This is a genomic window from Marininema mesophilum (assembly GCF_900106775.1).
Lineage (GTDB): Bacteria > Bacillota > Bacilli > Thermoactinomycetales > DSM-45169 > Marininema > Marininema mesophilum.
This window is the reverse complement of record NZ_FNNQ01000019.1, coordinates 1-14,916: the sequence shown is the minus strand read 5'-3', so window position 1 is coordinate 14,916 and position 14,916 is coordinate 1. Positions and strand designations below refer to the sequence as shown.

Here is a 14,916-nt window from a genome sequence, read left to right as displayed (position 1 = left end):
GCCCGCCATTCTGTTCATTAATCTTCCATCGTAGAAAGATCTCCTGTTGGTAGATCCAATTCCCAGGCTTTTAAAACACGGCGCATGATCTTCCCTGACCGAGTCTTAGGGAGCCTATCTATAAATTCAATCTCCCTCGGTGCAGCATGGGCTGCGAGACCTTCCTTGACAAAGGATCGAATCTCTTCTTTCAGATTATCGGATGCTCCATGACCCTTTCGTAGGGAAATAAAGGCTTTGATAATTTCACCCCGCACCGGGTCCGGTTTCCCAATCACACCCGCTTCAGCTACTGCTGGATGCTCAACCAGTTTACTCTCCACTTCAAAGGGACCTACCCGCTCTCCCGATGTGTTGATTACATCATCAATCCGGCCCTGGAACCAGAAGTAGCCATCCTCATCCTGATAAGCAGAATCCCCAGAGATATACCAACCCTTGATACGGAAGTACTCATCAAACTTCCCTTCATTTTTCCAGATCTTGCGCATCAGTGAAGGCCAAGGGGTACGAATCGCTAAGTTCCCCATCTGCATTGGCGGGAGTTCATTTCCTTGATCATCGATGATAGCCGCTTCAATACCAGGGAACGGTTTCCCCATCGAACCTGGCTTGATTTCCATGGCAGGATAATTAGTGATCAGAATTCCACCTGTCTCCGTCATCCACCAATTATCATGGATTCGTTTATTAAATACCTTCATCCCCCACCGTACTACTTCAGGGTTTAGCGGCTCTCCCACACTAAGCACATGGCGTAACTTCGACAAGTCTGCCTGTTTTACTGGGGCCTCACCTGCTCCCATTAACATACGGAAAGCGGTAGGTGCACTATACCAGACCGTCACTCCATTCTTCTCTAGAGTCTGGTACCAATCTTCAGGACTAAATCGGCCACCCCGGATCACATTGGTCACACCGTTGAGCCAGGGTGCAAAGATGCCGTAAGCTGTTCCCGTCACCCAACCAGGATCGGCGGTGCACCAATAGATATCATCTTCTTTTAAATCCAGAACCCATTTCCCTGTTTGATAATGTTGTAGCATAGCATTGTGAACATGAAAAACACCCTTGGGTTTTCCTGTGGATCCTGATGTATAGTGCATCAACATACCATCTTCGCGATCCACCCATTCAATGTCCAACTCACTTGAGGCGGAGGCCATTTCCTTTTCAAAGCTATAGAAACCATTCTGCTCATCCGCTTCGCCGCCAACAAGAATAATATGCTTTAACGCAGATAATTCTTTGTAGGGGACTCTAGATAGTAGTGTAGGTGTTGTAACCAGAGCAACCGCTTCACTATCTTCCAAACGATCCCGTACTGCCCCTTCCATAAACGCTTCAAAGAGGGGACCCGCAATAGCTCCCACCTTCAAAATACCAAGGAAACTAAAATAGAGTTCTGGCGAACGAGGCATAAAAATAAAGACGCGTTCCCCTTTATTAATCCCTAATTTTTTTAATAGATTACCAAATTTATCTGATTCTTCCTTCATTTCACGGAAGGTATACTGATCTGTCCGATTGGGGTCCGAATAGAGTAGTGCGGTATGATCCCCCCGGCCTGATTCAACATGGCGGTCAATCGCTTCATAGGCCGCATTTACCTTCCCTGTCTCATACCAGGAGAAAGATTTTTCAACTTCCTCCCATTGATACGATGCATAAGCACGATCATAGGATTCCATATTATGGCCCTTCGTCATAATATCAATGAGTTCAGTGGTTTTCATTTTCGGACGCCTCCCTTAACTTTATAAAATCCCATAGAATAGCCACCCGAAGAATATCTATTCTTCTTTCTTTCTACTAAAACTCCCTGTAAGCGGATTCATAATACATCAAAATTATAACACAGACCCGGAAAGTGCACACATCCATTATAAGGTGGGATTTGCCGATCTATCTACCCCCACCTATAATGATGTATAAAACCATGTCATTATGAAATTGCTATTCAAGGGGGACACGTCGAGTGCAGATCACCCAAGTCAACTAACTTCATGTCATCGTTGAGGATAAAATGGAACTATACCTTAATTTCGGTAAAAACCATTCCAATATCCATAGCCTGCTTATTAAGCGTGAGGCGCATCACCTTCTACGTCTCATTTTTCGAGTTCAAGCCATGGACCTGCGTGATCTCATAAAGGAATTTAGTCCGCTGGCCATCAAGTACGTTGGCCACAAACGGAAGAGGAGCTGAAGGACAACTTCGATGAATAACCGTGTACTAATGATCACTAGTGATGATTTTCTTAAATATCGATTTAGTGAGACCCATCCCTTCAATAATCAACGGTTGCAACTCACCTTGGATATGATCCAATCCTTCGGTTTGCTTGATGAATCCGACACCCTTCCTCCGCGAATGGCTACAGATGAAGAATTAGCCCTCGCCCATGACCCTACCTTTATTGACGTAATTAAACATGCCCACACACGTAAACGGACCCAAGAGCAACTAGAAGAATACGGCCTTTGCACCCGGGATAACCCCGTATTCCCTGGTATGCATGAAACCGCTGCTCTAGTCGTTGGCGGAACGCTCATAGCCGCAGAAGCTGTCATGTCCGGTCGTGCCAATCATGCACTGAACCTCGCTGGTGGTCTACACCATGGACTAAAAGACCGTGTATCCGGTTTTTGTATCTATAATGACGCCTCTGTAGCCATCGCTTGGTTACGAAAGCACTATGATGCACGGGTCATGTATATTGACACCGATGCCCATCACGGTGATGGTGTTCAATGGTCCTTTTACGAGGATCCCAATGTGATGTCCCTTTCCATTCATGAAACCGGACGTTCTCTCTTCCCTGGAACGGGCGATGTCTATGAACGTGGAAAAAAAGCAGGACTCGGAACCACGGTCAATATTCCATTGGAGGCATATACAGAGAATGACTCATTTATCGAGGCACTCCATCGGGTACTGCCCGCTGTCACCCGTTCTTTTAAGCCAGATATTATCATTTCTCAAAATGGTTGTGATGCGCACCGATACGATCCACTTACGCACCTTGCCGGTACCATGGATATCTTTCAGGAGATTCCACGCCTCATCCATGAGCTGGCCCATGAACATTGCGAGGGTCGCTTAGTCGCTGTCGGTGGAGGGGGTTATGACATCTGGCGTGTCGTTCCCCGAGCCTGGACCTATCTATGGGCTGAACTTTCACATCAACCTCTTGGCGAGACTGATATCCCCAAAAAATGGATAGATCGATGGGGAAAAGTAGGCCCTGAAGACCTTCCTACCACCCTTCATGATAAGAAAGATCTTTTTCGCCCAATCCCCAATCGCGACCGGATTACAAAAAAGAACTCCTTGATTGTGGATCAAGCGATGCAATATTTTTCTTGATACTCATCACAAAAGCCAGCCTGGTTGTAACCGGCTGGCTTTAACATAACGGGATATAATGGGCAAAGCTTCCTATATGCGCATAACACTATACAAGAAATGGTTTCCAATTTCAATTAAAAACAATAAACAAGCGACATCACTTTCTTCAGATAAAGGTATGTATCGTCGCCCATCATTCACTAGGTGAATACAACACTAAAAAGACTGAAACGGTACATCCTTCTCTCCCGTTCCAGCCTTATAATTTAGACCCACTCTTCGATTATCATCCATCCGCCAACTTTAAAAACGTTAAATCAGGATGATCCTGTTCCAATGTAGACAGGTAAAATTCGGAGGTAAAGAGTACCACGAGCCGGTCTCTTGAGTCCTTTACACAGCGCGTATGTCCCCGATAGACAAGACGGGATGGATCACTTACCTCACCAGATACCCAGCGGGCAAATCGAAAGGGGAGCCGATCCATAATGAGATCGACGTTATACTCCCCCTTCATCCGATGTTCGAACACTTGAAACTGCAGTTCACCAACTGCACCGATATAAAGCTCGTCGATTCCTTCCATAAATGTGTGATACAGCTGAATCGCACCCTCTTCGACGAGCTGGTTAATTCCCTTTTGGAACTGCTTATACCGCATCGCATTTTTATTGGTCAGACGGATAAAGTGTTCTGGCGGGAACTGAGGCAAGCGCTCAAAACGGAACTTCCCTCCTTCACAGAGGGTATCCCCCACCTGGAAGTTCCCTGTATCAAAGAGACCAACTACATCACCTGCGTAAGCCTCTTCCACCGCTGAACGGTCCTGAGCCATAAATTGTTGCGGAAGCGCTAGCTTGATCGATTTACCCGTACGCACATGGTTGACCGCCATTCCTCGCTCGTACCTTCCAGAACAAATACGAAGGAAAGCAATTCGATCGCGATGAGCAGGGTTCATATTGGCCTGGATCTTAAATACAAATCCCGAAAACTTCTCCTGGTCAGGTTCCACAGAACCCTGATCGGATTCACGTGCCCCTGGTGCAGGAGCTATATCAAGGAACGACTCCAAGAAAGGCTCCACACCAAAGTTGGTAACTGCACTCCCAAAAAAGACTGGAGTTAGCTTTCCTGCCCAGATCGCATCCATATCAAAGGGGTCGCCTGCAACATCCAAGAGCTCGATCTCTTCTGCGAGCCGATCCGCTAAAACATCCCCAACATCCTCGCGGATTCGCCCATCATCCGCCCCATCTGTCTCCAGGACATAGGAATCTTGCCCACGCTCATAGCGATGAATCCGTCGATGCTCCCGATCATATACCCCACAAAAATCAGCGCCCATGCCCACAGGCCAGTTCATTGGACAAGAGCGCATGCCGAGAACCTCTTCGATCTCCTCGAGTAGCTCTAAAGGATCCTTCCCTTGCCGGTCCAGTTTGTTAACAAAGGTGAATACAGGGATTCCCCGCATACGACAAGCTTCAAATAGCTTGATCGTCTGGGGTTCTACACCCTTAGCACAGTCGATCAACATCACCGCGCTATCTGCCGCCGCCAAGGTGCGATAAGTATCTTCACTAAAATCCTGGTGACCAGGAGTATCCAAGATATTGATATGGCATCCCTGATAACGAAATTCCAATACACTGGAGGTTACAGAAATTCCCCGTTGTTTCTCAATCTCCATCCAGTCCGATGCAGCGTGTTTATTTGCTTTTCTCCCCTTTACTGACCCTGCTTCACGAATCGCTCCTCCGAAAAGAAGGAGTTTTTCTGTCAGTGTCGTTTTACCTGCGTCAGGATGGGAAATAATAGCAAATGTACGTCTTTTTTCGACTTGTTCCGTATAACGTCCCATAGTACGACCCTTTCCATTGCAAAATCTACCATTCACTATACCACACCCACTTTCACTGGGCATCTTTCTTTTCTATAGAAAACTACCCAGAGTGGGCTTGAGTCCCCCCTCGCGGTATGCTATTCTTCTCCATGAAGCATGATCATCGCAAATTCCATGGTCCAGCAAAAATATTTTCTTTGATCTCATCAATTACATTCCCCCTGACATATCCAGCTCCTCATTTTCGATGAGATTCTTTCAAAGGTATGATCCTTGCCTACCTTCAAAACGGGGCAACTGGACTAATAACTTAAGAATACACAACACCATTCTCTTTGGAGGTGAAAAGTTGAACGATTCCGTAACGGTCTTCTCCCTGGGCGGCCTTGGAGAAATCGGAAAAAACATGTACGTCGTACGCTACAAAGATGAAATCGTCGTTATCGATTGTGGACGTAAATTTGCCGACGATGATCATCCTGGTGTGGAATCGATCCTACCAGATATTCGTTATTTAGTGGAGCATACGGAGATGGTAAAGGGAATCTTTATTACCCATGGACACGAAGACCATATTGGTGCTCTTCCATATGTACTTCCACGTCTTAACGTGCCTGTCTTTGGTTCTCCACTCTCAATTGGACTTACCCGTTCTGCGCTTCAGGAACACGGACTCCTGCGTAATGTAAAGCTTAAAGAAGTGAATGACCGCTCCATAGTCCGTTTCAATCGCATCTCTATCTCCTTCTTCCGTACAAATCACTCGATCCCTGATTCTCTAGGAGTAGTCGTTCATACACCAGAAGGAGCCGTCGTCCATACAGGAGATTTTAAATTTGATATGACTCCTCCCTCAGGACCTGGTGTCGACTTTGGTGCGATTGCACAAATCAGTAAAGATAACGTACTCGCTCTACTCTCTGACAGTACCAATAGTGAGCGAACAGGTTCTACCCCGTCTGATGCAATGGTTGGAGAGTCAATCCACCGTTTATTTCAAAAAGCAAAGGGACGGATTTTTTTCTCCACCTTTGCATCCAATGTTTACCGCCTTCAACAAGTAGTGGATGCCGCCCATGTTAATGACCGTAAAGTGGCTATTCTCGGTTTTAGCATGGACAAGGCCATTCGTATCAGCGAGGAGCTTGGGCATCTCACCATCCCAAAAGGGATGTTGATCGATACGAAGGACATACGAAAATACCGTCCAGAACAATTGGTCATTCTCTGTACAGGAAGTCAAGGGGAGCCTCGGGCCGCCCTCGCCCGGATCTCTACAGCGTCTCACCCTTCTGTGGAAATTTTGCCTGGTGATACGGTCATCCTCTCTTCTGCCCCGATTCCTGGTAATACCCGTAAGGTATATCGGACCATTGACCGTCTTTTCCGGGCAGGAGCTGAAGTGATTTATGGCCCCGAAGTGGATATTCATACATCGGGGCATGGTAGTCAGACTGACCAACAACTCATGTTGCAATTGATTCAGCCACGCTACTTTATCCCCATCCACGGAGAGCATCGGATGCAGGTTGCTCATGCCCACTTAGCTGAAGAAATGGGCATTGCCCCTCGTAACATCTTTGTGCTTGAAAATGGGGAAACCGTTCATCTGAATCAGAAACGAGGGCGACGTGGGGAAAAAATTCCCCTTGATCTTACCGTTGTCGATGGAAGTGGCGTCGAAAATAACTTTGGCATCGTCCTAAAAGATCGAAAGCGGCTTGCAGAGAGTGGACTCGTTCTTGTCCTCCTTACCGTAGATCGCAAGAAACCGATCCTACGCGGTGGACCGGAGATTATCACTCGTGGTTTCGTCTATGTCAGAGAGTCCGAAAAACTGATCGATGATATGCGGACCATCGTCATGGAGACACTTGACTCCTGTCGAGAGCGCAACATCACCTCTCAAAATCGATGGAAGGCAGAAATCTCACAGCGCCTGGACCGGTACTTGAGCAAAAAGTTACAACGGCAACCGTTGATTCTCCCTATCGTTACCCATGCGTAAGTGGTACTCTATCATAGAGTAATACGCTATGACGATGAACCCCCACTTGATCAAGTGGGGGTTTGTACTATTTATATTTATCTCCCATGCGCCCAATATTAAGGGATCGTCTATTTTTTCACTTACTCCGATTCAATTTCCTTCAACTTCGTCGAATTTGCCAAGTCAATTCGATACTGAAGCAAGACTTGATGATTTTCAATGGGTTCATCGTTCATATATTTCGTTAGAAGACGCATCGCCACCGCCCCAATATCATACATCGGAACAGCGATGGTGGAGAGGAGTGGTCGCACTTGTGAAGCGAGAGAGATGTTATCAAAGCCGATGATAGAGACATCGTCAGGAACTTTTTTTCCTAGGTCCTGAGCGGCGTGAATCGCCCCTACCGCCATCTCATCGTTAACGACAAAGAGGGCTGTCGGAGATTTTTCGGAGGAGAGAAGTTCCTTAGCTGTCTGGAGGCCAGAGTCGTACCGTAGGTTCCCGAGACGAACTAAATCCTCATCAAATTCGACGCCTGCTTCAGCTAGTGCTTCCTTATATCCAAGGAAACGGGGATATCCGATGATCGGGTCTTTCAAAGGCCCCCCAATTAGACCAACACGCTCATGTCCTTCATTTAATAACACATGAGTCGCTTCTTTAGCTGCCTGAACTTGATCGATGGTAACAAAGGGACGCTTCGCGTCAACATCATCCCGAGTGGCCGCTAGGACAATTGGTACCTGGGAACCTGCAAAAATCTCACGATGTTCCTCCGTTACCTCTCCACCAAGGAAAAGAAGCCCATCCACTTGTTTTTCAAGTAATGCATTGATTAACTGCAATTCCTTCTCTTTTTTCAGATCAGAATTACAGAGGATGATATTGTAATGATACATATTGGCGATATCCTCAATACCCCGTGCCAGTTCAGCAAAAAATGCGTAAGAGATATCTGGGATGACGACCCCGACTGTCGTGGTCTTTTTGCTTGCCAGGCCACGAGCCACTGCATTCGGACGATACCCCATCTCCTGAATGATATTTAGTACTTTTTTTCGTGTGATCGGCTTTACATTTGGATTCCCGTTCACTACACGAGAAACCGTTGCCATCGAAACTCCCGCTTCTCTGGCCACATCATAAATGGTAATGGTTTCTTTTTTCTTCCCCATGTATATCCACACCCAATTTCGTTGTTCATTATCTTATTGCGTTAGGTTTCTATAAGGATATTACAAATGGAAACCCCTTGCCTAGGGATAAATCCTTCCAATCCTTGACGAATCCAGGAATTATCCATGCTCTATGTCCTAGTCTGTCCGTAATAACAAAAAAGAATCGGCATTTTCATGCCGATTCTTACTCACTTTAGTTTCGGACGAGTTCTTCTTCTCTTGTTGCAATCAAGCCAGCGGATCTCATATGGTCCATAAAGGATTCAAATTGAGGGATGTCAATCTGTTGGTTGGCATCTGAAAGGGCTACAGCCGGATCAGGATGCACCTCCAACATTAAGCCATCCGCTCCTGCCGCCAGTGCCGCTTTAGCGATAGGTATCTGAATATCTCGCCGTCCAATAGAGTGCGTAATATCCACAAAAACGGGAAGGTGACTTTCTTGCTTTAACAAGGGGACAGCAGAAATATCGAGAGTATTTCGTGTCCATTTTTCATAAGTGCGAATCCCACGTTCACATAGCATGACTTGGGAGTTTCCTTTTGAAACGATGTACTCAGCAGCAAAGAGGAATTCCTCAACCGTTGCTGACATGCCACGTTTCAAGAAGACAGGCAGTTGAACGTCACCAGCTGCTTTGAGTAGTTCAAAGTTTTGCATATTGCGAGCACCGACTTGAACGACATCCACATAGCGAGCCGCCAATTCCATATCCGCAGGATTGACAATCTCACTGATGACCTTAAGACCATATTTATCCGCCGCCCGGCGTAAAATGGCAAGACCTGTTTCACCAAGTCCCTGAAAATCATAGGGAGATGTGCGAGGTTTAAATGCGCCACCCCGTAGCAAGGTAACCCCCTGCTCTTTCAGAGAGCGAGCCACTGTCATTACTTGCTCCTCTGTTTCCACTGAACACGGGCCAGCTACAATTGTCTTCTCCCCTGCACCGATTAGCGTATCACCAATACAAACGTGGGTATTCTCAGGTTGACGTTTCCGACTGACCAAGAGGGCTTTTTGATGATCTTGTTGTTGTAAATCAAGGGAAGCTTTAAAAATCTGCTTAAATAAATGACGCATTGTATCATTATCAAAGGGACCCGGGTTGGATGATACAATTGTATCCAGCATATCCCGCTCCCTTACTGGATCAAATTTGTTAACACCTTGTGCAGTCTTCACATCACCAATTTGTTTCGTTAGCTCAGCACGGCGGCTCAATAAGTTAAGAAGCTCTACGTTGATTTCGTCCACCTGTGCTCTAAGTTGTTTCAATTCTTCGCTCATACTCATCTCGGCTCCCGTCACGAAATTTTGTCGTTAATTATAACAAGCTTAGCTCGGTCTGTCATCGATTTTTTTTGCAGGAAATAATATACAGAAAATTAACAACTATTCATTAACCCGCCTTTATATAAAGGCGGGTTAATGAATAGTTGGAGTAGACGCCAATTTATCAAACCAATGAATCACCTTTTGCTTACTCCCAGGAAAGCGAAAGGTTTTCCACCTAGGTCTCTTCCCGGTAGTTAATATCACCGAGGTTGGAAAAGATGTCTTCTTAAAAAAATCTCTTGCTTCAATACCCTTTGTTGAAATCCCTACCGAGGTAAACAATTGGTGCAAGGTCTCTGGATCAGGAACATGTACTAAAACTAAACGCTTCATGTTCTTCACCCATCCCTGCTCCTCCTCTGTCAGAAAAGGCATCGCACTTGGATAGATCCATGCAGTCTGCCCCGTAATATTAATACTTTGCGAACGGGGTTGGGGACTGACCACCTCGATATTCTCCCTCTCGGGAATATGAAGGTTTTCTTTTTGTGTAGCCAAAACAGTTACCCTGGTTTGTGGAGTCACTTTATTCTCAAGGGAAGAGTCCTGATCCAGCGTATCATTTCGGTGCGTCAAAAGTGAAGGACCACTTGTTACGAATAAGATGATCACTGTATAGACTGCCATCCATTTGATGATGTAATTGACAAAAGGGACAGGGCGACTCCACGACTCATGTTGCCGGATCTCTTCTAAGGAGGAGACTAGGGTAATCATCTCTGTCAAACTTGAAAGACATGATTCACAACCTGCCACATGATGTTGTAACTCTTGGCGTTCCTGTTCATTGATCTCCTGATCCACATAGAGTTGGATCAACCGATCCATATCTTTACAAGACATTGATCGATCCCCTTACTTTTTGGAGAATCTTTCCTTCAGCATTTTCCGTGCGCGGAAAAGCTGGGTTTTCACCGTCCCCTCAGGTATATCTAACGCTTCACTAATCTCGGTGTAAGAGTATCCCTTAAAATGGCGAAGAACAATTACACGACGATAGATATCAGGTAGATCACAAATCTCATCCTTTACCTGTTCCATCATCATGCGCTGTTCTACCTGTTCTTCTACCGATTTTGTTTGCGCCGCATGAGGTGGTTCTGATTGTATAAACGCGTCTTCAAGGGCAACTAGTTTCAAACTTTTTTTCCGTTTTTGATCACGAAAGCGATTGGTCATCATCGTGCGCAACCAAGCCTTCAGTGATTTTTCATAGACATATTTATTCGATTTCCGATGGGCTTGCCAGATGGTCTCCTGCATTAAATCTTTGGCATCTTCAGTATTTCCCGTCAGTCTGTAGGCGATGTGGTACAGGTAGCGCCGGTGTTGTTCCAGACGTGCCAAAAACTCATCGGTTATCGACTTTCGCGGCGTATTTTCCAGACTCATGGCAACCTCCTGGTTCCATCGTTTCGGGACTCGGCGAGACCGAACTATTAAGTATTAGTAACTCCATCCATTTCATTTTCAACTTCAGCTATTCCTATGCTTTAGGAGAACATGTCCATAAAAAAAGCACAACCCGTGACTTGCTAAATGGGCTGTGCTTTGGTTCCATATGCTCTTTCTTTCGCCAAGATTCCGTATCATTTGCATTTAATCACCGAGGAGAAATATCCCGGCTGCTACAAGGACGATCCCTCCCACCTTACCCAAAGTGATCGCTTCTCCGAAAATGATCACCGACAAAAGAAAAGCCAAAACCGGAAAACTCCCTACAACCGCCATCACTTTTCCTATCTCACCAATTTCAAGAGCTTTGAAGTAAAAATATTGAGCAAAGAGCACACCAAAGACTCCACCTAGCAATACATAGATAAGGGATTTCATATCAGGAAATTCCCACACGGAGCTTTTCATATTCCATCCAAGGTAGAACGTAACAAGAAGGGTAGTTACTGTGGCTCGCAGAAACAAGGCCATCGTCGGGTCTGTTCGTACAAGCCCTAGTTTTTCAAATATAGGAGCAATCCCAAAACAACATGCCGCTAATAATGCGTAGATTATTTCTCGACTCATCAGCCTGCCCCCCTGCCTACCCTCATTAATCCATGTATATGTGGTTCATAAATGCATTAGGACAGGCAATCCATCCCATAGAAAAAAACAGACTTCAAAGCCCTATGGCTTTAAAGTCTGTTCCTCAATGATTAGGATTTAAATTTTGCTACTTTCTCGCCGATCTCCTCCAATTTTTTCCCGACTCCCTCCATGGTCGAGGCCACTTCCTTAGCCGTTCCTGTAGTAGATTCGCGAATGTCAATCCACCGATCCGCAGCCGCTTCTTTCACCTTTGCTGCTTTTAGGGATACTTGGTCCCCTTGCTCTTTAAAATTTTCACGGGCCGTTTCCAACCCCTTGGCTATATCGCGACGTGTTTCCCGCCCCGTTTGAGGAGCCAATAATAATGCCGCCGCCGCACCAAGAGCACCACCGACCACTGCACCAATAAAGAGATCCTTGCCGTTCATTCCACTGTTTTTCCCCATTTTATCAACTCCATTTCCATAGTATTGGATGATTCATTTTACTCGTTTTCGAGAGGGTTCCGAGCGCCGTTTCCGGAAAAGGTCCCACCCTGAGCTAAATAGTGCCGTGACATTGCTTAAGCGTTCCTTTTGGGCAGACGCTGTTTTTGTAATTGTCGTGGACAATTCTTGTAGGCCGTTTCCTATACTATCCACAGTTTGGAAGAGGCTATCCGTTTTGCGACTCTTTTCGCGCATATCCGCTAATAACTCATTCGTTTCATCCAATGTTCTTTTGGTACGGGTAATTACTTCCTCTACTTGGGGTTCTACTTGTTTTATCGTCTCATGCACGGATTCAAGCACCCGCATCGCTCGTTTTAATGTCACCAGCAAAGTAACAACAAGTACTACAAATGCGACAGTAGCAACTACTACACTAATTTCAATAATCAAAACTTCCCCCTCCTCCCATCACTTGCCTTTTACCCAACCAGACTCCTGCTAAAACATGGAAGGAATGATGTTGGGCTTGTTTTTTATTTTATTAAAATACTTGGAGTACCTGCGGGATACAAGCCTGGAATAGATACAGGAAGCCTCCCCTTCGCTTTGGAAGTGCCAGTAATCACCTCTGCCGCCGCTTCCATCGAAACCGGTCGATAACCATACACAGCCAGGTACGTTTTCACATGGGGTGCTGCCATCAAATCATAGGGAGTATCCAACCCCACAACGACCACCGGTTTCCCCGTTTTTTCAAATGCTTGGGCCAAACGAGCGCGATCAGGGTGGGTTTTCCACTGATACGCACCAAGGATGATGGCATCCATCTCTTTGGCATCTAGTCTGAGCTTGGCTACTTGCTTTGCATCCATCTTAGGATCTAATGAGCGTACACTCGTCTGAAATCCCCTTTTTTGAAATGCCTTCCCCATCTCCTCCGCCTCAACAGGAGAGGCAACCAGAAGCTCTGGTGTCTTTTGTGCTGAAAGCGGCAGAACATGTTTTTGATTTCGAATCAGTGTGCTTCCTTGTTGAGCGACTCTTAGAGCCCAGGATTTATTTTCTGAAGTACCAACACGATTCTTTATCTGATGGACCGATGCCATAGGAGACTTCACAATCGCATCCTTGTCCAATTTTTTCGCTTTCATTTTCAAAATTCGTCGTAGAGAATCGTTAATCCTTTTCTCTGAAATAATCCCTTTATGTACAGCATTCAATACAGCATTGATGGATTGTTCTTGTCTCGTTAGATCATGGGAGATCAATATGAGATCGGCACCCGCTTTAACAGCACGTACCGTAGCCTCAGCGGTACCATAATTTTTTATTATCGCCCCCATCTCCATATCATCGGTGATAATCACACCCTGATATCCCAATCGTTCACGCAAAAGTCCCGTTAACACTTTTTTGGATAAGGTTCCAGGAAGACCGGGTGTGGGATCAATCGCGGGGAAGGTAATATGGGCAGACATTATGGCATCTGCATCAGCCTTTATCGCCGCCTTAAAAGGGCGCAGCTCCACGTTATTTAACCGGGAATAGGGTTGATCCACAGTCGGAAGGCCAATATGAGAATCAGTACTCGTATCTCCATGTCCCGGAAAATGTTTGACCACGGAGAGAACATTTCCATCACGAAAACCTCTCATTTGAGCGATTCCCATCTTAGAGACAAGTGTCGGATCACTTCCATAGGAACGTACACCGATAATTGGATTAGCAGGTTGATTATTAATATCGAGAGATGGAGCAAAGTCCATATTGATTCCCATCGCTCGCAATTCGCTCGCAGTTACTTTACCTGCTTGATAAGCCAATTTCTCATCACGGGAAGCTCCTAACACCATGTTACCAGGGAATAACGTTACCCCCTGCTTAAGACGCGCTACAGCCCCACCCTCTTGATCCACTGAAATTAACAGGGGTATCCCTGATGAAGAGGTTTGCGCTGTTCGTTGCAATTGATTGCTAAGCTCTCCAACCTGACGGGGTGTGCCCACATTCCGGTCAAATAAGATGATTCCACCAACATATTTTTGACTAATTAATCGTTTTGCTTGTTGGTTCATTTCATATGCCGGTGCATCCCCATTGTGAAAACCAACAATAAATAATTGACCGACTTTTTCTTCTAATGTCATCTGGTCAATGGTTTTATCCACCCAATCTTCATCCTGTATCTTTGGTCGTTCAAGGGAGGATTTGATCCAATGATTCGCCCCTGGTACTACAATGAGTAACGCACAGATAAGGACCCATCCCCATCGTTTAGCGATTGGAATAATTTTCAATCCCACCACTCCCTTTTCTCTATCAACCACTTCGTACATGAATACATTTTTCAAAGAATTGGCAGAGGGCATCGTATATATTTTTAAAACTCCTATCATTCTAACAATGATGATCGTTGCTTGCTAGTGAATGCCGGAGTCAGTGTCTTAACAGTTGGTCTTCCATTTTTGGCAGATAGCTTTGGAGCTGGAGCAGATGGTCTAGGTATTATAGATTACGAGCGGGAAAACCCAGCCCTTCAGGGTTGGGGTGAAAGCGAGCGTCAGACGAGAGAGGGGAGATCTCCCTCTCGCAAGGCTGACAATCCCCGTATATAATTAGATAAAGGGGAGGTAAATCCATGCACAAAGCGTTTAAATTTCGCTTGTATCCAACAAAGGAACAAACCATTCTCATCCATAAATCCATTGGATGTAGTCGTTTCACATTTAAT

Annotated in this window: 13 protein-coding genes; 3 read left to right on the top strand and 10 right to left on the bottom strand. The window is 45.6% G+C overall.

Translation table 11 applies throughout. The features are described from left to right. Window positions 1-17 precede the first annotated feature (17 nt). Complete coding sequence (acsA, locus tag BLV90_RS14620; RefSeq protein ID WP_425433905.1) at window positions 18-1,709, bottom strand: acetate--CoA ligase; 1,692 nt, start codon at window positions 1,707-1,709, stop codon at window positions 18-20. Window positions 1,710-2,221: 512 nt separating this feature from the next. Here acsA and BLV90_RS14615 point away from each other — a divergent pair. Beyond that, entirely contained in the window at window positions 2,222-3,370 is a 1,149-nt protein-coding gene (locus BLV90_RS14615) for an acetoin utilization protein AcuC (protein WP_091742689.1), read from the top strand. Between the two features lie 268 nt (window positions 3,371-3,638). Here BLV90_RS14615 and BLV90_RS14610 read toward each other — a convergent pair whose 3' ends face one another. After that, window positions 3,639-5,216 carry a peptide chain release factor 3 gene (locus BLV90_RS14610; protein WP_091742687.1) on the bottom strand — a complete coding sequence of 526 codons (1,578 nt, stop codon included), beginning with the start codon at window positions 5,214-5,216 and terminating at the stop codon, window positions 3,639-3,641. A 331-nt stretch (window positions 5,217-5,547) separates the two neighbouring features. Here BLV90_RS14610 and BLV90_RS14605 point away from each other — a divergent pair, with 331 nt between their 5' ends. Next, window positions 5,548-7,206, top strand: a complete 1,659-nt coding sequence (locus BLV90_RS14605; protein ID WP_425433903.1) for a ribonuclease J — start codon at window positions 5,548-5,550, stop codon at window positions 7,204-7,206. Between the two features lie 122 nt (window positions 7,207-7,328). Here the strand turns inward: BLV90_RS14605 and ccpA are convergent, their stop codons facing one another. The 8 genes from ccpA to nagZ all read right to left on the bottom strand — a co-directional run bounded on the left by ccpA (window position 7,329) and on the right by nagZ (window position 14,482). Next, window positions 7,329-8,366: a catabolite control protein A gene (ccpA, locus tag BLV90_RS14600; protein WP_091742683.1), complete on the bottom strand. Its 1,038-nt coding sequence runs from the start codon at window positions 8,364-8,366 to the stop codon at window positions 7,329-7,331. Between the two features lie 196 nt (window positions 8,367-8,562). Next, entirely contained in the window at window positions 8,563-9,660 is a 1,098-nt protein-coding gene (locus BLV90_RS14595; protein ID WP_091742681.1) for a bifunctional 3-deoxy-7-phosphoheptulonate synthase/chorismate mutase, read from the bottom strand. Between the two features lie 138 nt (window positions 9,661-9,798). Beyond that, window positions 9,799-10,551: an anti-sigma factor family protein gene (locus BLV90_RS14590; RefSeq protein WP_091742679.1), complete on the bottom strand. Its 753-nt coding sequence runs from the start codon at window positions 10,549-10,551 to the stop codon at window positions 9,799-9,801. Window positions 10,552-10,563: 12 nt separating this feature from the next. Further along, window positions 10,564-11,100 (bottom strand): RNA polymerase sigma factor, encoded by a 537-nt coding sequence (locus BLV90_RS14585; RefSeq protein ID WP_091742677.1) that lies wholly within the window; start codon window positions 11,098-11,100, stop codon window positions 10,564-10,566. Between the two features lie 207 nt (window positions 11,101-11,307). After that, window positions 11,308-11,730 (bottom strand): EamA family transporter, encoded by a 423-nt coding sequence (locus BLV90_RS14580; RefSeq protein ID WP_091742675.1) that lies wholly within the window; start codon window positions 11,728-11,730, stop codon window positions 11,308-11,310. 131 nt (window positions 11,731-11,861) lie between these two features. Then, complete coding sequence (locus BLV90_RS14575) at window positions 11,862-12,200, bottom strand: YtxH domain-containing protein (RefSeq protein WP_143035073.1); 339 nt, start codon at window positions 12,198-12,200, stop codon at window positions 11,862-11,864. 33 nt (window positions 12,201-12,233) lie between these two features. Next, entirely contained in the window at window positions 12,234-12,635 is a 402-nt protein-coding gene (locus BLV90_RS14570) for a DUF948 domain-containing protein (protein ID WP_091742674.1), read from the bottom strand. Between the two features lie 83 nt (window positions 12,636-12,718). Beyond that, on the bottom strand, window positions 12,719-14,482 hold the full coding sequence (gene nagZ / locus BLV90_RS14565; protein ID WP_177168100.1) for a beta-N-acetylhexosaminidase: 1,764 nt from the start codon (window positions 14,480-14,482) through the stop codon (window positions 12,719-12,721). 341 nt (window positions 14,483-14,823) lie between these two features. Here nagZ and BLV90_RS14560 point away from each other — a divergent pair. Then, the coding region (locus tag BLV90_RS14560) for a helix-turn-helix domain-containing protein (RefSeq protein ID WP_143035003.1) at window positions 14,824-14,916 on the top strand (93 nt) is incomplete at its 3' end.

Coding starts and splice junctions, on each gene's coding strand:
- acsA (WP_425433905.1), bottom strand. CDS start 1,709: ATGACGAAGGGCCATAATATGGAATCCTATGATCGTGCTTATGCATCG.
- BLV90_RS14580 (WP_091742675.1), bottom strand. CDS start 11,730: ATGAGTCGAGAAATAATCTACGCATTATTAGCGGCATGTTGTTTTGGG.
- BLV90_RS14615 (WP_091742689.1), top strand. CDS start 2,222: ATGAATAACCGTGTACTAATGATCACTAGTGATGATTTTCTTAAATAT.
- BLV90_RS14595 (WP_091742681.1), bottom strand. CDS start 9,660: ATGAGCGAAGAATTGAAACAACTTAGAGCACAGGTGGACGAAATCAAC.
- BLV90_RS14590 (WP_091742679.1), bottom strand. CDS start 10,551: ATGTCTTGTAAAGATATGGATCGGTTGATCCAACTCTATGTGGATCAG.
- BLV90_RS14585 (WP_091742677.1), bottom strand. CDS start 11,100: ATGAGTCTGGAAAATACGCCGCGAAAGTCGATAACCGATGAGTTTTTG.
- BLV90_RS14575 (WP_143035073.1), bottom strand. CDS start 12,200: ATGGGGAAAAACAGTGGAATGAACGGCAAGGATCTCTTTATTGGTGCA.
- BLV90_RS14610 (WP_091742687.1), bottom strand. CDS start 5,216: ATGGGACGTTATACGGAACAAGTCGAAAAAAGACGTACATTTGCTATT.
- ccpA (WP_091742683.1), bottom strand. CDS start 8,366: ATGGGGAAGAAAAAAGAAACCATTACCATTTATGATGTGGCCAGAGAA.